Here is a 16,022-nt window from a genome sequence, read left to right on the forward strand (position 1 = left end):
GCGGCGACCCCGCGCTGTTCGACGACGGCTATCGCGCGATCGAGGCGCGGTCGGGCTGGCGCGGCTATGGCGTCATCCCCTGGCTCCCCGAGGCCGCCCGCCTGCCGAGCGAGGACGCGGTCGTGCTCGAACGCCGCCCCGGTCACGGTCGGCAGGACGGCCAGGTCGTCATCGCCTGTCCGATCACCCCGCGCATCGCCAATTTCGACGATCTCGATCCGCTCCGGCTCGACCCCGGTGTCACGTTGGTCATGGTCCCGCCCGGCGAACCGATCCCCGACGCCGACATGATCATCCTCGCCGGCTCCAAGGCGACGATCCCCGACCTCGCCTTTCTCCGCGCGCAGGGCTGGGACATCGACATCCATGCGCACCGCCGCCGCGGCCGCCCGGTGCTCGGGCTTTGCGGCGGCTATCAGATGCTCGGCCGCAGCATCGCCGATCCGGATGGGCTGGAGGGTCCCGCCGGTATCGCCCCCGGGCTCGGCCTGCTCGATGTCACGACGATCCTGTCCCCCGCCAAGACGCTCGAACGCGTCGCCGGCACCGCGATCGGCGCACGGTTCGACGGCTATGAGATCCATATCGGCGAGACCAGCGGCCCCGACACCGCGCGCGCGCTCACGACCCGCGACGATGGTCGCCGCGACGGTGCGGTCAGTCCCGACGGGCTCGTCTCCGGCAGCTATGTCCACGGCCTGCTCGGCCTCGCGGATCAGCGTCGCGCCTGGCTCAGCCGGCTCGGGGTCGACGCGGTCGGCCCCGACCATGCGGCGTCGATCGACGCTGCGCTCGATGCGATTGCGGAAACGCTCGAACGCCGTCTCGATATCGACGCGCTGATCGCATTGTCGAAGCTCGCGGGGTCAGACGCGACCGGCAATGGCGAGCGCGACTAGCATCCCGGTCTCGACGAATTCGATCCCCGCGCCGTGGCAATCCCCCGATACGCCCCCGACCCGCCGGATGAGCCACCAGCCGAATAGCGCGATCAGTGCAGGGGCCCCTGCAACGGCATGCACAGGCCCCCCTAAACACCCTGTTACGCACCCCCAAAAGACCAGATCGTGCACCCTGATCTTCCCTGCCACCATCCCTCCCAGCCCGCCCTCCCGCAGAAGCGGCACCCACCGCGCCCAGCACAACGGCCCGATCCGCGCGAGCATCGGGACGAGGATCACGACTGCCCATCCCTGACTCGAAACAGCATGCAATAATACAAGCTTTGCAATGAGTTGCAGCGCGATCATCACAACGCCGAAGCTGCCGATATGCGGATCGGCCATGACCGCGATCAGCCTGTCGCGATTGCCATGCGCGGCACCCAGCCCGTCTGCCAGATCCGCCAGCCCATCCAGGTGCAAAGCCCCTGTAATCGCTACCCAAATTGCCAGCGCGGCGAGCGCACCGGTCCATGGATCGACCTGTGCGCCGACCCACCCCGCTCCCGCGACGACCACCCCGATGCACGCCCCGACGACCGGGTACCACCGGATCGCGGCGGCAAAATCCTCAGCGTCCGCAGTGACTTGCGGCATCGGCACGCGCGTCAGGAAGCCGAAGGCGACGATCAGCCGCTTCACGAAGCCGGATCCGTCTGCAGCGCCACGATTTGCGCCGTCCGGTCCGGCCAGATCCGCAAACTAATCAGCGCCGCATAAGGCAAATCGAACGCCCAGAGCTCGCGCAACCCGAACCCGCACAGTGATTTCAACGCCGCACGGATCGCCCCGCCATGTGTCACGATCAGTGAGGTTTCGGGTGTAAGTTCTTCTATCGCATCAGTAATTCTTGCGACCAGATTGCTCCACCGTTCCCCACCCGGTGGCGGTGCAGCATCCGGATCGTCCCAGAACCGCTGCAACGCCGCAGCGTCGATCTCCGCCGCAGCCAGCCCGTCCCAAGCCCCGAAATCCAGCTCCCGCCACCGCGCATCGGTCGTTGGAGCCAGCCCCCGCTCCCGCCCGATCGCATCCGCAATAGCCTGCGATCGCATGAGATCAGAACAGACGATCTGCTTGAAATACAGTGATTTTACCCGCGCCACACAGGCCGCCAAACCCTCCGCCGTAACCGGACTATCGGTCCGCCCCAGCATCCGCCCGGTCAGTTCAGGCGCGCCATGCCGCAACAGGTGAAGCAGGAACGCCCCACTCACGCCACCGACACCCCCGCCTCGGCAAACGTCGCCATCCCGTCATGCGCCGCCAACGCCGACCGGATCACTCCCACCGCAACCGCCGCCCCGCTTCCCTCCCCCAGCCGCATCCCAAGTCTCAGTAAAGGCTCGAGTTTCAGCGCTTGAAGCAATCGCTCATGCCCCGGCTCGGCCGAACAATGCCCGGCAATGCAATGCTCTGTAATGCTAGGATACGCCGCCGCGATCGGTGCGATCGCCGCCGACGAAATGAATCCGTCCAGCATCACCGGCACCCCCGCCAGCCGCGCCGCCACCACCGCGCCAGCGATCGCGACGATTTCACGCCCCCCCACCCGCCGCAACGTCTCGAACGGCGTACGCGGGAAATCAGCATGCCGCGCAATCCCCGCCTCGACGACCGCGATTTTCCGCGCGATTCCCGCCACATCAACCCCCGTCCCCGGGCCAACCCAGTCGGCGGCGGTTCCGCCGTAACTGCGCAGACACAGTGCTGCGGCCGACGTAGAATTCCCGATCCCCATCTCACCCACGACGAGTATGTCGAGCCCAGGCACGACGACGTCGGCACCGATGTTGAGTGCGGCGAGACACGCGGCTTCGTCCATCGCCGGCCCCGTCGTGAAATCCGCCGTGGGGGTTTCCAGATCGATGTCAGCGATGACGAGTTCGAGCCCGACGGCATCCGCCAGCGCATTGATCGCCGCGCCCCCACGACGGAAATTCTCGACCATCTGTGCGGTCACGGAGACCGGGAAAGCGCTCACCCCGTGCACCGCAACGCCGTGATTTCCGGCGAAAATCGCCGCCCGCGCACGCTCGAACCGCGGCCGCTCGCGCCCCTGCCAGCCCGCCATGAAGACCGCGAGGTCTTCAAGTCGGCCGAGCGATCCGGGCGGCTTGGTCAACTGTGTTTGCCGCAGCGATGCGGCCCCTCGCGCGGCTTCGTCTGCCACGGGAAGGGCCTCCAGCGCCGCCTCGAACGCCGCGACCGTCGGGAACAGCGTCACTGCGCGACATAGCCGGCGGGGGGCGTCCGGGTGATGAAATGCCCCTTGATCCCGGCCGGCCACTGCCGAAACGGCACCTGCCCCTCCGCACTCTCCGCATGCAGCACGGCATAATCGAGAATCGCGCGCGCAGCCTCTTCATCCGGGGTAAAGCGCCCCAGCACATAGCCGATCTTCGCGGGCCCGCGGACGTGGATGGTGCAGAAGTCCTGGCAGGCGAACAGGCACGGCATCGCCTGGACCGCAATCCCGGCATAGCGCGGATCACTCGCCTGGACCGCCTGCAACGCCGCGACGAGTCTCGCACCGCCCCGCATGCCCTCGGCATCGTCCTTCGCATCGGTGGACACGCGGCAGGTGCTGCAGGCGACGACGGCCGCACCGTCTTCGGCGGGAACCAGTATATTCGGCATTGAAACCCCATGACATACGCGCCCGCGGCACAGGCCACAGGCTGGTTATGTCGTCGTGCGGGTTTACCCCCGTCCGCTCGGCGCACCCTGGCCGGACGAAAGACGACTGCGACGGGCAGGTCTCCTGGCTCACGGGTCACAGCCCTTCGCGCCGCCTTCTCGGGACCGGGATCCCAATGGCATGTTGGCACGATGGCTCGCCGCTTACAGTTGCAGGGGCAGCCGGGGTTCTCCCGTTCCCTTTTCATCCCCGTCGCCGGGGAACCTGTCGCGGCCAGAGGGATAGGCCGGGCGAGCGGCCCGGGTCAATCGCCCTGCGCGCTGTCACGCGTCAGCGGTACCACGACCGGTACGCCCTCGATCGATCCGAACCACGCCCTAACGCCATAGGTCTCACGCAGCCGAACCGGCGTCAGCACCGCCGAAGGCGCACCGTCGGCGACGAGCCGGCCCGCGTCGAGCACGAGGATACGATCGCAATAGCGTGCGGCGAGGCCCAGATCATGCAGCACGGCGATCACCAGGACGCCGCGCGCGGCCTCCGCCCGCAGGATGTCCATGACCGCGATCTGATGCGCGGGATCGAGCGATGCGAGCGGCTCGTCGACGATCAGCGCCGGCGCCTCGACCGCGAGTGCCCTTGCCAGCAGGACGCGGGCCCGCTCGCCCCCCGAGATCTCGGTCGCGACACGCGCCGCAAGCGGGGTCACGTCCGCCGCCGCCATCGCACGGGCAATCGCATCACGATCCTGCTGAGAAATGCGCGACAACGGTGCGAGATGGGGCAACCGGCCCAGCGCGACGAGACGTTCGACGCTCAGCGGCCAATGAAGACTTTGACCCTGCGGCAGATACGCGACCGTCCGTGCAATCTCGCGTCGCGAGCGCTCCGCCAGCGGAACCCCGTCGAGCAGGATCTCCCCCGTAGCGGGAACCAGCCCGAGAAGCGCCTGAACCAGCGTCGATTTGCCCGCCCCATTGGGGCCGACGATCCCGATGAGCGCACCACCCTCTGCCGCGAAGCTGACATCGTCGACCACGACCCGCCCGGCACGGCGGACGCTGAGGCGGTCCGCGGAAAGGGCTACCACAGCCGCCGCTCGCGCATGAGGTGCACGAGGAACACCGGCACGCCGAGAAACGCAGTAACGACCCCTAGCTTGAGTTCGTTCGACGTCGGGATCACGCGTACCAGCACGTCCGCAAAGGTCAGCAATGCAGCACCGCCCAATGCGGAGGGGAGCAGGATCGCCGATGGCGAGCGATCGGTCATCGGCCGGACGAGATGCGGGACGATCAGGCCGATGAACCCGATCGCGCCCGATACCGCGACCGCCCCGCCGACCCCGATCGCCACCCCGACCAGCATCCGCACGCGCGTCCTTCGCAGATCGACGCCGAGCGCGCGTGCGCCATCCTCGCCGAGCGTCAGCGCGTCGAGCGCATGGCCGTCCCAGGCGACCAGCACCATGCCGATTGCGATACAGGGCAGCGCCAGCGCGACATGGCTGAACGACCGGTCTTCAAGCGACCCGAGCAACCAGGTCATGATCTCCATCGCCGCAAACGGGTTCGGGGACAGGTTGAGCGCCAGACTGACCCCCGCGACCGCCAGCGTTCCAACCGCAATCCCCGCGAGGATCAGCGACAAGGCGCTTTGCGACCCGGCCGCCAGCACGAACAGCAACCCCAGCGCCGCGAACGCCCCAGCGATCGCCACGATCGGCAGCATCGCCGGATGAAGCTCCGCCAGCCCGAAATACAGCGCGATCACCGCGCCCAGCGATGCCCCGTTCGACGCGCCCAGCACCGATGGCTCGGCCAGCGGATTGCGCAGGAACCCCTGCAGCGCAGCACCCGAAAGCCCCAGCATCGCGCCGACCGCGAGCCCGAGGATCGCGCGCGGCAGACGAAGTTCGAACAGGATCGCGCGTTCGATCGGATCGCCCTGCCCGCTGAGCGCCCGCACGACATGCGCCAGCGGGATGGCCGCACTCCCCACCGCGACCGACGTAGCGCCGGCCAGCAGCGCAAGCAGCGCGAGGCTACCGACCAATCGCGCACGCGTCACGCGTTCCATAGTGCCAGATCCCACCGCATCCTTTTCCGCCTAGCGCATAAGCGGCCGCTGCGGCAGGGCTTTGCGCATGCGCGGACGCCGTCTCCTGACCATCCTGATCATCGCTGCCGCTGGCGCATCTGCTGCGGCGGCAGCGCCTCGACCGCCGGCGCGTATCGTTTCGCTCAACCTGTGCGCTGACCAGTATCTTCTGGCGCTGGCCGACCCCGCGCAGATCGTCGCACTGACCCGGTTCGCGCGCGATCCGAACATGTCCGCTGCCGCCAACGCCGCGCGTACCATGCCCGTCAGCCGTGGCAGCGCCGAAGACGTCCTGATGCTCCGCCCCGATCTCGTGATCGCATCGCCGTTCCGACGCCAGACGGTCACGGCCGTTCTCGCCGGCCGGAACGTCGCGACGCTCGATCTGCCCCCCGCGGACAGCTATGCCGCGATCGTGACGCAAGTCCGGCAGGTCGCCGCAGCCATCGGGCACCCCGATCGCGGCGAAACGCTGATCCGCCGGATGGACACCGCGCTCGCACGATTGCCGCGCGCCCCGGGAGGTGGTCGTACGGCGGCCTATTATCAGCGTCGGGGTTTCCTGACGGGTACCGGCACGCTCGTCGACGAACTGATGCAGCGTCTCGGGCTGGCCAATCTCGCGACCCGGCTCGGCAAGCCGGCACTTTCGCAACTGTCGCTCGAACAAATGGCGCTGGCACGCCCGGACTATCTCGTCGTTGAGAGCGCCACCGACCGCGTGACCGATCAGGGCACCGAAATGCTGCATCATCCGATTCTCGACGGGATTCCCCGTCTGCGCATCCCCGAGGCGTGGACCGTCTGCGGAGGTCCCGCCTATGTGCTGGCCGCGCAAAGCCTCGCGGCGCAGTTGCGCACGCAGCGTCCAGCTAGTCCTCGCCGCGGCCGTTAGAACTCGACGCCGGCCTGGGCCTTGACCCCGCCCCGGAACGGATGCTTGACCAGCCCCATCTCGGTGACGAGATCCGCTGCGGCGATCAACGCCTCGGGCGCGTTGCGCCCCGTCGCCACGACATGCGTCATCGCCGGTCGCGCTGCGAATCCCGCAAGTACCTCGTCGAGTGGCAGATAGTCGTAGCGCAGGACGATGTTGATCTCGTCGGCGATGACCATCGCATAGCTCGGGTCGAGGATCATCCGGCGGACCTCGTGCCACCCTTCGCGCGCCACGGCGATATCGCGGGCCCGATCCTGCGTATCCCAGGTAAAGCCCTCGCCCATCGGCTTGAATTCGACCAGATCGGGGAAGGCGTCAAAGATGACCTTCTCGCCGGTCGTCATCGCACCCTTGACGAACTGCACGATCCCGACCTTTCGCCCATGCCCCATCATCCGCACCGCCATGCCGAGCGCCGCGGTGGTCTTGCCCTTGCCCGGTCCGGTGTGGACCATCAGCAGGCCCTTCTCGATCGTCTTGGCCGCGACGATCTTGTCCTGGACGACCTTCTTCTTGGCCATCCGCGCCGTGTGCTCCGCCTCGCTCCGCATCAGAATGCTGCCTTCACGCCGGCATAGGCACCGCGCCCCTGACCGACATAGCTGAACACCTCCTCGTACCGCTCGTCGAACAGGTTTTCGACCCGACCGAAGACCGATAGCCGGGGCGTCAGCTTGTACGCCGCGTTCAGGTTGACGAGGACATATTCCTGGAGCGAAACGCGGACAGGGACATAGCTCGGATCGGTATAGGCATCGTCCTGCTGCCGGCCATTATACCGGACGGTGAGGGTCGCCGAGGCGCTCTCGTCGCGGCTGAACGCAGTCATGTTGACGCTGCCGATATGGTTGGGGCGCCGGATCTCCACGCCCCCGTCCTCGCGCGCCTTCAGATAGGTATAGGCGAGGTCGAAGCGCAGCTGCGGAATCGGCTGGGCGGTGGCAAACACCTCGACGCCATGCTGCGTCGATCGCGTATTGCGGTTGCCGGGCGTCGCGACGAAGTCGGGGGCAGGATAGGTGGTAAAGATCTCGTTCGTCAGCCGACTGTCGAAATAGGTCGCGCCGATCGTCGCACGATCCCCCCCGAAAGCCTGTTCGACCCCGGCTTCCCACCCCTTTGACTTTTCGGGCTTGAGGTTCGGATTGCCGATGTAACGACCGTCGGAATAGCCGAAGAGATCGAAGTAGCCGGGGTTCTTCACGCCGGTACCGTAGGCGCCGCGCACCCGCGTTCCGGTCGCAAAACGATAGCTCGCCTGCGCGCGGTAGGTGGTGGTGTCATCGAACCGGTTATTCTCGTCGCGCCGCACCGATCCGCCGATCGCGAGCGCATCGTCGACGACGACGTCATACTGGCCAACGATCCCGATATTGTCGGTATGCCGCCGTCCCGTAAAGACGAACTCCGAAGGAGCCGCGCTAAGCGTCTGAAATTCCTCACGCTCGACATCGACTGCGGCGGTCAGCCGATGCCGGATGCGATCGGTGCCGAACCGGAAGGCGCTTTCGAACGATCCCTTGTACCGCCGGCCCTTGTTGCCAAAGCTCAAGGCATCGTCGACCAGCGCCCGGCGTGTCGTATCGGCAAACTGGCCGCTGAGCGCATTCGTCCAGCGGCCATCCGCCAGCGCCAACTCGGCCCGGACGAGCCCGTAATATGCCTCGACCGTGCTGCGCGCGCCTGGCGTATCGACGATCGTGCCGAACTGCGGGCCGCTCAATGCCGTGTCGTTGCTGTCGGCATCGGTATAGCTGTAGCGCCCGACGCCCGTGACCTTCAGCGTGTCGGTGGGCGACCAGCTGAGCTTGCCCGTCGCGCCGACGCTCTTCGCGCCGATGTCGCGCGATCCGCCCCGTGCGGTCGGCGTGCCGTCGGTGAGATAGGTCGAACTCGACAGCGCGTAGTCGAGATTGCCCGCTACGCCCGCGACCCGCGCGCCGCCCGAAAATGTGCCGAACGATCCCCCTTCGGCCCGCAGTGATACACCCGGGGCCTCCGCGCCGCTGAGCGTGAGATACTGGACGACGCCGCCGATCGCATCGGACCCGTACAGCGCGGACTGCTGGCCGCGCAGCACCTCGACCCGTGCCGCCTCGTCGGCGATCAGCGTGCCGAAATCATATTCGCCCTGATAGGGATCGGACACTTCGATCCCGTCGATCAGCACGAGCAAGTGATTGCCCTCCGACCCACGGATCCGGACCTGCGTCGTCCCCCCGACCGCGCCGGTCCGGCTGACCGCCAGTCCAGGGACGTCGCGCAACACGTCGGACACGATCCGGGTCTGGCGCTGGTTGAGCGTAGCGGCGTCGAGCACCGTCACCGACGCCCCGAGCTGATCGGCGGGAACAGCGTCGCCTGATCGCGATGCGGTAACCACCAGCTCGGCGCCGCCCGCTGCCGCCTCGCCCGTCGCCGCAGTAACCGGATCGGGCTCGGCCGCGCCCGGCGATGCAAAGGCCGTGGCGGTCGCGAGCGCCGCAAGCGAAACGAAAACTCTGGTCATGAAACGATACTCCCGGCGTCGCGAGCGACCGGCCGGGGCCTGCCGTCCGATGCCACGGACAGCCGGCGCAACGCTTGGGGTGTACGCCGAACTGCACCCGCCACGCGCACCGAAGCGGCCCCCGCCGCATGGTTCGTCGCTCAGACGGAGTACCGTGCCGCGGCCATCCCCTGGACCATGGCAAGAGCGACCGAGCGCCGGCAGGTCTCCTGGCTCGCGGGTCGACGCCCGGTACGCGACCTTCCCGGGCCCTGCGCTTACGCTCAGGCCTAGTGGTCGTCCCCTCATAACGAAGGAACATGCGCACCGCGCTCACCGCTTACAGTTGCAGGGACAGCCGCGGCATGAGGAGGCTCGCCTCCCGCACCGCATTCCCTTTGAAGCCCCGAGGGGCACCGACGCGATCTGCGACCCCGGCCTTCACCGGTTTCGCGGGGCGACGGTAGCGCAGAAAATTCCTGCCGCCAATGGGCCTAGAGTCTCGCGAGGATCGCCCGCGCCTGGCGCAGGTGCGGCGCATCGATCATCCGTCCATCAAGCTGCAGCGCGCCGGCCTCGGGAGCCGCCGCAAACGCTGCGACGACGGCATGCGCACGTGCCACGCTCGCCGCATCCGGCGTGAACGCGGCGTTGATCGTGGCGACCTGCGACGGGTGGATCGCCATCATGCCGGTGAAGCCGTCGCGGCTGCCGCGCGCGGCATAGGCTGCCAGCCCGTCAATGTCCGCGATTGCTGGATAGACCGTTTCGATCGCCGCTACGTCCGCCGCATGCGCGCCGAACAGCAGCAGCGATCGTACGAGCTTATAGGGCTCGGTATAGGACCCGTCGTCCTCCCGACTGGTCGCCGCGCCGATCGCCGCGGGCAGGTCTTCGGCGCCCCAGGTCAGGCCGCATAACCGGCCGTTGACCCGCGCATATTCGCCCAGTGTGAAGATCGCGGCGGGCACTTCGGTCGCGATCGGCAGGATCGGCGGACAGTCATCGCCATAAGCCTCGACCAGCGCGAGGACGGTCGCGGGTCCGGTCGCCTTGGGCAGCATGATCGCATCGGCGCCCCTCGCCGCAGCGATATCGTCGTCCAGCCACCCCGAGTCGACGGGATTGATCCGGACCATCCGCACGACGTCGGTGTGGTCCTGCAACGCGGCCCGGACCGCCTCGCGGGCAACAGCCTTGCGGGAGAGCGAGACCGAATCCTCCAGATCGAGGATGATGGCATCGGCCCCGCTCGCTGCGGCCTTCGCAAAACGCTCGGGCCGGTCTGCGGGCACGAATAGCAGCGAGCGCAACCTCATGCCGACGTCCGCAGCAGCAGCGCCGAGCGAAGGCACTGACAGACGATCTCGTCACGCTGGTTGATCAATTGGTGCATGAATGTGACGATCCCGGCGTTCGGGCGCGACCGGCTGGGCTTGAGCTCGGCGACCTCGGTCTCGGCGCGCATCGTGTCGCCGATAAAGACGGGTTTTGGATGCACGAGCTTGTCGTAACCGAGATTGGCGACGAGCGTCCCGAGCGTCGTGTCCCCCACCGACAGGCCGACCATCAGCGCGAAGGTGAAGGTGCCGTTGACGAGGATCTGGCCGAATTCGCTCGCCTTCGCCGCCTCCGCGTCGAGGTGCAGCGGCTGCGGATTGTGCGTCATCGTCGAAAACAGGAGGTTGTCCGTCTCCGTGACGGTGCGGCGGATCTCATGGACGATCCGGTCGCCGACTACCCATCGGTCGAAATAGCGGCCGGCCATCAGTCATCCTTCTCGATACGCGCGAGCACCATGCCATCGCTCACCTGCCCGCCTTCGATCGCGGTCAGTTCGGCAACCGTCCCGTCGAACGGCGCGACGAGCGAATGCTCCATCTTCATCGCCTCCAGCGTCACGAGCTTCTGCCCCTTTGCGACACGGTCCCCGACAGCCACGTCGACCGCGATGATCCGTCCCGGCATCGGTGATAAGATCGCGCCATCCGCTGCCGCCCCCATCGCCGCGCCAGACGCACGCCAGGGCCGCAACTGCCAGGTCTGCCCGGCATCGGAAACGAGGGCGGCATCGACCGGTTCATGGACGCCGCGACCGTCGAGATCGATCGTCACCGCGTCGTCGTCGAGCAGGAACCGCGCGGCCTTCAAAGGGGCCGCGTTGAGACGAAAGCCCGCCATCGGCTCGGCGCGTACGAGCGTGCGCGCGGCCTCGATCAGCGCTTCCTCGCTGGGCTGCGCCGGGGGCATCAGCGCCGCACCTTCGCGGGCGATCAGCCCGGTATCGAGCGTTCCCGCGACAAATTCCGAATGGTCGAGCGCCTGGACGAGAAACCCCGCATTCGACCGGACCGGCCAGACGACCGCCTTGTCCAGCGCCTCCGCCAACGTCTCGCGCGCGGCTTCACGCGTGTCGCCCCAGGCAATCACCTTGGCAATCATCGGGTCATAATAGGGCGAGATGTCCGCCCCCTGTTCGACGCCCGTATCGACCCGCGCCGCATCACCCAGATCGAACGCCTCGAGCCGCCCGATCGACGGCAGGAAACCCTTGGCGGGATCCTCCGCATAGAGCCGCGCCTCGATCGCCCATCCGCGGATCGCAAGATCATGCTGCTGCAGCGGCAACGCCTCGCCGCTGGCAATCCGCAGCTGCCATTCGACCAGATCCTGTCCGGTGATTTCCTCGGTGACGGGATGCTCGACCTGCAACCGGGTGTTCATTTCCATGAACCAGATCCGATCGGCGCGCAGGCCTTCGCTCGCATCGGCGATGAACTCGATCGTACCCGCGCCAATATAGTTCACGGCCTGTGCCGCGCGCACCGCCGCCGCGCAGATCGCCGCGCGCGTCGCATCATCCATGCCGGGCGCCGGGGCCTCCTCGATCACCTTCTGATGCCGGCGCTGCAACGAACAGTCGCGTTCGAACAGATGGACAACGTTACCCTGACGGTCGCCGAACACCTGCACCTCGATATGCCGCGGCGAGAGGATATATTTCTCGATCAGCACGTCGGTATTGCCGAAGGATGCGGAAGCTTCGCGCTGGCACGACGCGAGCGCGTCGGCAAAGTCGGCGGACGCGTCGACGCGGCGCATACCCTTGCCGCCGCCGCCGGCGACGGCCTTGATCAGGACCGGGTAGCCGATGGCATCCGCCTCACGCTGGAGCCTATCAGGCGACTGGTCTTCCCCCAGATAGCCTGGCGTCACCGGGACCCCGGCCGCCATCATTCGCTGCTTCGCGGCATCCTTCAGCCCCATCGCGCGGATGCTGTCGGGATCGGGGCCAACCCACAGGATCCCTGCATCAAGCACGGCCTGCGCGAAGTCCGCATTCTCGGACAGGAACCCGTACCCCGGATGAATAGCCTCAGCGCCGGTGGCGAGCGCGGCGGCGATAATCTGCTCTCCGACCAGATAGCTCTCGCGCGCCGGGCTCGCACCGATATGCACCGCCTCGTCCGCGTGCCTGACATGCAGCGCGCCCGCATCGGCATCGGAATAGACCGCGATCGTGCGGATTCCCAACGCCCGAGCTGTGCGGATGATGCGGCAGGCGATCTCGCCACGATTGGCGATGAGCAGTGATTCGATCATTGCGCGGGGCATCCGGTGGTCCGCTTAGACCAAGTGATGTTGAGGATCTTCCACCGGCCCGCGTCGCGCACCATGTCGAAATGGTCGGTCCCGCAATGCGCGACCCGGCCGTCGATGGTGAAGACATAGGGCGACCATACCATCGCGATATCGCCATCGATATCCACGGCGGGATCCGTCAGGCGTTCCGCATATCGCTCCGGTCCGGGCTTCAGACGGGCGGCGAAGTCGGACCAGCCGGTCCGGCGGATGATGCGCGTGCCGTCGGCCATTTCTTCCACTGCCGTAGCACCCCCCTCGGGGCGTACCTGTGCGAGCAGTGCCTGGCCATCGCGGGTGGCCAACGCAGCGAACATCGCGTCGATCGGCACCATGACGCCAGCCTCCTCGGTCACCACGACTGGCGGCAAGCCGGTGCCCTTGACGATCGGCTGGACCGGTGTGACCTGACCCGCGGCCAGCAGAAACGATAGCAGGATCATCGGCTTACATCCTGAACACACCGAACGCGGGGCGTTCGGCGATAGGAGCGTTGAGCGTCGCGGCGAGCGCGAGGCCGAGAACGTCGCGGGTCTGCGCAGGATCGATGATCCCGTCGTCCCACAGCCGCGCGGTCGCGTACCAGGGATTCCCCTCGTCCTCATATTTCTGACGAACCGGCGCCTTGAACGCTTCCGCCTCCTCCGCCGTCCAGTCGTCCGCGTCGCGGTGAACGGTGGCGAGGACCGAGGCCGCCTGCTCGCCGCCCATCACGCTGATCCGGCTGTTCGGCCAGCTGAACAGGAAACGTGGCGAATAGGCGCGTCCGCACATGCCGTAATTGCCGGCGCCGAAACTGCCGCCGATCAGCACCGTGATCTTCGGCACGGTCGCGGTCGCGACTGCCGTCACGAGCTTTGCACCATGTTTGGCAATGCCTTCCGCCTCATACTTCCCGCCGACCATGAAACCCGAGATGTTCTGGAGGAACAACAGCGGTACCTTGCGCTGGCAGGCGAGCTCGATGAAATGCGCGCCCTTCTGTGCGCTTTCGCTGAACAGGACGCCGTTGTTGGCGAGGATCGCGACGGGGAGCCCGTGGATATGTGCGAACCCGCACACCAGCGAGGTACCATAAAGCGCCTTGAACGCATGGAATTCGCTGCCATCGACCAGCCGTGCGATCACCTCGTGCACGTCATAGGGTGCGCGCACATCGGACGGCACGACACCGTAAAGCCCCTCAGCGTCGTATTTCGGCGGGCGTGCCGGTTGCCGGTTCACCGTGACAGGGACCTGTGGCGGCAAAGTCGAGACGATGTCGCGAACGATCGTCAGCGCGTGGTCGTCCGATTCCGCGACATGATCGACGACGCCCGACCGTCGTCCATGCGTGTCCGCTCCACCGAGGTCCTCCGCGGAAATCACCTCGCCCGTCGCCGCCCTGACCAGCGGCGGCCCGGCAAGGAAGATCGTGCCCTGCCCGCGGACGATGATCGTCTCGTCGGACATTGCCGGGACATAGGCGCCGCCCGCGGTGCAGCTTCCCATCACGCAGGCAATCTGCGGAATCCCCAGCGCCGACATCTGCGCCTGGTTGTAGAAGATACGCCCGAAATGCTCGCGATCGGGAAACACTTCCGCCTGATGGGGCAAATTCGCCCCGCCACTATCAACGAGATAGATGCACGGCAGACGATTTTCCTGTGCGATTTCCTGCGCTCGCAGGTGTTTCTTGACGGTCAGCGGGAAATAGGTCCCCCCCTTCACCGTCGCATCGTTGCACAGGATCATGCATTGCCGCCCGGCAACGCGGCCGATCCCCGCGATCACTCCCGCGCCGGGGACCGCGTCGTCATACAGGCCGTTGGCGACGAGCTGACCAATCTCGAGGAACGGCGAACCCGGATCGAGCAAGCGCTCGACCCGGTCGCGCGGAAGCAGTTTGCCACGCGCAACGTGCCGGTCGCGCGAACGGGCGTCCCCGCCGAGCGCGACGCGCGCAACGTCGTCGCGCAGGCGCTGGGCGAGCGCGCGGTTGTGCGCCGCATTCGCCTGGAACGTTTCGGCGTCGACCGACAGCTTCGTATCGAGGACGGGCCCGCTCACCGTTCACCCCGCAGCGACCTGATCCGCACGCTCATTGCATCACCTTGGGTGCGGCACCGATCAGTTCGCGTCCGATCAGCATCCGGCGAATCTCGTTCGTTCCCGCGCCGATGTCGAGCAGCTTGGCGTCGCGCATGAAACGCTCGACCGGCCAGTCCTTGGTATAGCCAGCGCCACCCAGAGCCTGGATCGATTCCAGCGAGACCTTCACCGCGCTCTCGCTCGCCAGCAGGATCGCGCCCGCCGCGTCGAACCGCGTCGTCTTGCCCGCATCGCACGATCGCGCGACGGCATAGACATAGGCGCGCGCGGAACTCAACGCGACATACATGTCGGCGATCTTGGCCTGGATCAGCTGGAACTGCCCGATCGCGGTCCCGAACTGCCTGCGTTCACGGACAAAGGGGATGACCACGTCGAGACAGGCCTGCATGATGCCGAGCTGAATGCCCGCAAGCACCGCGCGTTCATAGTCGAGGCCCGACATCAGCACACCGACGCCGCCATTCTCCGGTCCCATCACCGCGTCGAACGGCACGTGGCAATCGGTGAAGACGAGCTCGGCGGTCGGGGAGCCCCGCATGCCCATCTTGTCGATTTTCTGCCCGATCGCGAAACCCGGCATGTCCTTCTCGATCAGGAAGGCGGTAATCCCCTTCGATCCCTCGCCCGTCTTCGCATAGACGACGAGCGTATCCGCATAGGCCGCGTTGGTGATCCAGAACTTGGTGCCGTTCAGGACATAGCCGCGCTCAGTCTTCACCGCCTTCAGCTTCATCGACACGACGTCGGATCCCGCCCCGGCTTCGGACATCGCGAGGCTTCCGACATGCTCGCCCGACACCAGCTTGGGCAGATATTTCGCCTTTTGCTCGGCATTGCCCCAGCGGCGGATCTGATTGACGCACAAGTTGGAATGCGCGCCATAGCTCAAGCCGATCGACGCCGATGCGCGCGATACTTCCTCGACCGCAACGACATGCTCGAGATAGCCGAGCCCGAGCCCGCCATACTCTTCCTCGACGGTGATGCCGTGAAGCCCCAGCTCGCCCATTGCCGGCCAGAGCTCGCGGGGAAACCAGTCGTCCGCATCGATCTTCGCAGCCAGCGGAGCGATCTTCTCCTTCGCAAAACGCTGCGTCGTGTCGCGGATCATGTCCGCGGCTTCGCCCAGCGCGAAGTCGAAATCTGGCGTCACGAAACTCTCCTTACCGTATTGTT

Annotated in this window: 15 protein-coding genes, 1 pseudogene and 2 riboswitches; of the genes and pseudogenes, 2 read left to right on the forward strand and 14 right to left on the reverse strand. The window is 66.7% G+C overall.

Annotated elements, in window-relative coordinates:
* Nucleotides 1-899: pseudogene (locus tag sphsw_RS01400) on the forward strand (cobyric acid synthase); the annotation flags it as partial.
* On the opposite strand, the gene cobS reads toward sphsw_RS01400, so the two are convergent.
* The 6 genes from cobS to sphsw_RS01430 all read right to left on the reverse strand — a co-directional run bounded on the left by cobS (nucleotide 867) and on the right by sphsw_RS01430 (nucleotide 5,661).
* Nucleotides 867-1,583 carry an adenosylcobinamide-GDP ribazoletransferase gene (cobS, locus tag sphsw_RS01405; protein WP_031439052.1) on the reverse strand — a complete coding sequence of 239 codons (717 nt, stop codon included), beginning with the start codon at nucleotides 1,581-1,583 and terminating at the stop codon, nucleotides 867-869. The pseudogene sphsw_RS01400 and the gene cobS sit on opposite strands and share 33 nt — an antisense overlap.
* Nucleotides 1,580-2,158 carry a histidine phosphatase family protein gene (locus sphsw_RS01410; RefSeq protein ID WP_031439053.1) on the reverse strand — a complete coding sequence of 193 codons (579 nt, stop codon included), beginning with the start codon at nucleotides 2,156-2,158 and terminating at the stop codon, nucleotides 1,580-1,582. Before sphsw_RS01410 ends, cobS begins: the two co-directional genes overlap by 4 nt.
* Nucleotides 2,155-3,168, reverse strand: a complete 1,014-nt coding sequence (gene cobT / locus sphsw_RS01415) for a nicotinate-nucleotide--dimethylbenzimidazole phosphoribosyltransferase (protein WP_031439054.1) — start codon at nucleotides 3,166-3,168, stop codon at nucleotides 2,155-2,157. The genes sphsw_RS01410 and cobT overlap by 4 nt, the downstream gene beginning before the upstream one ends.
* Nucleotides 3,165-3,572, reverse strand: coding sequence for a DUF1636 domain-containing protein (locus sphsw_RS01420; RefSeq protein ID WP_031439055.1), 408 nt, complete (start codon nucleotides 3,570-3,572; stop codon nucleotides 3,165-3,167). Before sphsw_RS01420 ends, cobT begins: the two co-directional genes overlap by 4 nt.
* A 106-nt stretch (nucleotides 3,573-3,678) precedes the next feature.
* A riboswitch (cobalamin riboswitch) is annotated at nucleotides 3,679-3,865 on the reverse strand.
* A 21-nt stretch (nucleotides 3,866-3,886) separates the two neighbouring features.
* A complete protein-coding gene (locus sphsw_RS01425) occupies nucleotides 3,887-4,672 on the reverse strand; it encodes an ABC transporter ATP-binding protein (protein ID WP_031439056.1) in 786 nt (261 codons plus the stop codon).
* On the reverse strand, nucleotides 4,666-5,661 hold the full coding sequence (locus sphsw_RS01430; RefSeq protein ID WP_031439057.1) for a FecCD family ABC transporter permease: 996 nt from the start codon (nucleotides 5,659-5,661) through the stop codon (nucleotides 4,666-4,668). Before sphsw_RS01430 ends, sphsw_RS01425 begins: the two co-directional genes overlap by 7 nt.
* 67 nt (nucleotides 5,662-5,728) lie before the next feature.
* On the opposite strand from sphsw_RS01430, the gene sphsw_RS01435 reads away from it, so the two are divergent.
* Nucleotides 5,729-6,577 carry an ABC transporter substrate-binding protein gene (locus sphsw_RS01435; RefSeq protein WP_031439058.1) on the forward strand — a complete coding sequence of 283 codons (849 nt, stop codon included), beginning with the start codon at nucleotides 5,729-5,731 and terminating at the stop codon, nucleotides 6,575-6,577.
* On the opposite strand, the gene cobO is transcribed toward sphsw_RS01435, so the two are convergent.
* The 8 genes from cobO to sphsw_RS01475 all read right to left on the reverse strand — a co-directional run bounded on the left by cobO (nucleotide 6,574) and on the right by sphsw_RS01475 (nucleotide 15,999).
* Nucleotides 6,574-7,173, reverse strand: coding sequence for a cob(I)yrinic acid a,c-diamide adenosyltransferase (gene cobO, locus sphsw_RS01440; RefSeq protein WP_166747964.1), 600 nt, complete (start codon nucleotides 7,171-7,173; stop codon nucleotides 6,574-6,576). The two genes, sphsw_RS01435 and cobO, sit on opposite strands and share 4 nt — an antisense overlap.
* Nucleotides 7,173-9,131: a TonB-dependent receptor plug domain-containing protein gene (locus sphsw_RS01445; RefSeq protein WP_031439060.1), complete on the reverse strand. Its 1,959-nt coding sequence runs from the start codon at nucleotides 9,129-9,131 to the stop codon at nucleotides 7,173-7,175. Before sphsw_RS01445 ends, cobO begins: the two co-directional genes overlap by 1 nt.
* 182 nt (nucleotides 9,132-9,313) lie before the next feature.
* A riboswitch (cobalamin riboswitch) is annotated at nucleotides 9,314-9,546 on the reverse strand.
* A 58-nt stretch (nucleotides 9,547-9,604) separates the two neighbouring features.
* The gene (locus tag sphsw_RS01450) at nucleotides 9,605-10,429 is read right to left on the reverse strand and encodes an HpcH/HpaI aldolase/citrate lyase family protein (RefSeq protein ID WP_031439061.1); all 825 of its coding nucleotides are present in this window, start codon (nucleotides 10,427-10,429) and stop codon (nucleotides 9,605-9,607) included.
* Nucleotides 10,426-10,878 carry a MaoC family dehydratase gene (locus sphsw_RS01455; RefSeq protein ID WP_031439062.1) on the reverse strand — a complete coding sequence of 151 codons (453 nt, stop codon included), beginning with the start codon at nucleotides 10,876-10,878 and terminating at the stop codon, nucleotides 10,426-10,428. The genes sphsw_RS01450 and sphsw_RS01455 overlap by 4 nt, the downstream gene beginning before the upstream one ends.
* Nucleotides 10,878-12,713 carry an acetyl/propionyl/methylcrotonyl-CoA carboxylase subunit alpha gene (locus sphsw_RS01460; protein WP_031439063.1) on the reverse strand — a complete coding sequence of 612 codons (1,836 nt, stop codon included), beginning with the start codon at nucleotides 12,711-12,713 and terminating at the stop codon, nucleotides 10,878-10,880. The genes sphsw_RS01455 and sphsw_RS01460 overlap by 1 nt, the downstream gene beginning before the upstream one ends.
* Nucleotides 12,710-13,195 (reverse strand): nuclear transport factor 2 family protein, encoded by a 486-nt coding sequence (locus sphsw_RS01465; RefSeq protein WP_031439064.1) that lies wholly within the window; start codon nucleotides 13,193-13,195, stop codon nucleotides 12,710-12,712. The genes sphsw_RS01460 and sphsw_RS01465 overlap by 4 nt, the downstream gene beginning before the upstream one ends.
* Nucleotides 13,196-13,199: 4 nt before the next feature.
* Nucleotides 13,200-14,801 carry a carboxyl transferase domain-containing protein gene (locus sphsw_RS01470; protein ID WP_031439065.1) on the reverse strand — a complete coding sequence of 534 codons (1,602 nt, stop codon included), beginning with the start codon at nucleotides 14,799-14,801 and terminating at the stop codon, nucleotides 13,200-13,202.
* 31 nt (nucleotides 14,802-14,832) lie between these two features.
* The gene (locus sphsw_RS01475) at nucleotides 14,833-15,999 is read right to left on the reverse strand and encodes an isovaleryl-CoA dehydrogenase (RefSeq protein ID WP_031439066.1); all 1,167 of its coding nucleotides are present in this window, start codon (nucleotides 15,997-15,999) and stop codon (nucleotides 14,833-14,835) included.
* Nucleotides 16,000-16,022 lie beyond the last annotated feature (23 nt).

The sequence above is a fragment of the Sphingomonas sp. FUKUSWIS1 genome, assembly GCF_000733135.1.
Classification (GTDB): Bacteria; Pseudomonadota; Alphaproteobacteria; order Sphingomonadales; family Sphingomonadaceae; genus Sphingomonas; species Sphingomonas aerolata.

What these genes read in the sequence shown, in the direction of transcription:
- sphsw_RS01430 (WP_031439057.1), bottom strand. Translation starts at nt 5,661, where the DNA reads ATGGAACGCGTGACGCGTGCGCGATTGGTCGGTAGCCTCGCGCTGCTT.
- sphsw_RS01435 (WP_031439058.1), top strand. Translation starts at nt 5,729, where the DNA reads ATGCGCGGACGCCGTCTCCTGACCATCCTGATCATCGCTGCCGCTGGC.
- cobO (WP_166747964.1), bottom strand. Translation starts at nt 7,173, where the DNA reads ATGCGGAGCGAGGCGGAGCACACGGCGCGGATGGCCAAGAAGAAGGTC.
- sphsw_RS01445 (WP_031439060.1), bottom strand. Translation starts at nt 9,131, where the DNA reads ATGACCAGAGTTTTCGTTTCGCTTGCGGCGCTCGCGACCGCCACGGCC.
- sphsw_RS01450 (WP_031439061.1), bottom strand. Translation starts at nt 10,429, where the DNA reads ATGAGGTTGCGCTCGCTGCTATTCGTGCCCGCAGACCGGCCCGAGCGT.
- sphsw_RS01455 (WP_031439062.1), bottom strand. Translation starts at nt 10,878, where the DNA reads ATGGCCGGCCGCTATTTCGACCGATGGGTAGTCGGCGACCGGATCGTC.
- sphsw_RS01460 (WP_031439063.1), bottom strand. Translation starts at nt 12,713, where the DNA reads ATGATCGAATCACTGCTCATCGCCAATCGTGGCGAGATCGCCTGCCGC.
- sphsw_RS01465 (WP_031439064.1), bottom strand. Translation starts at nt 13,195, where the DNA reads ATGATCCTGCTATCGTTTCTGCTGGCCGCGGGTCAGGTCACACCGGTC.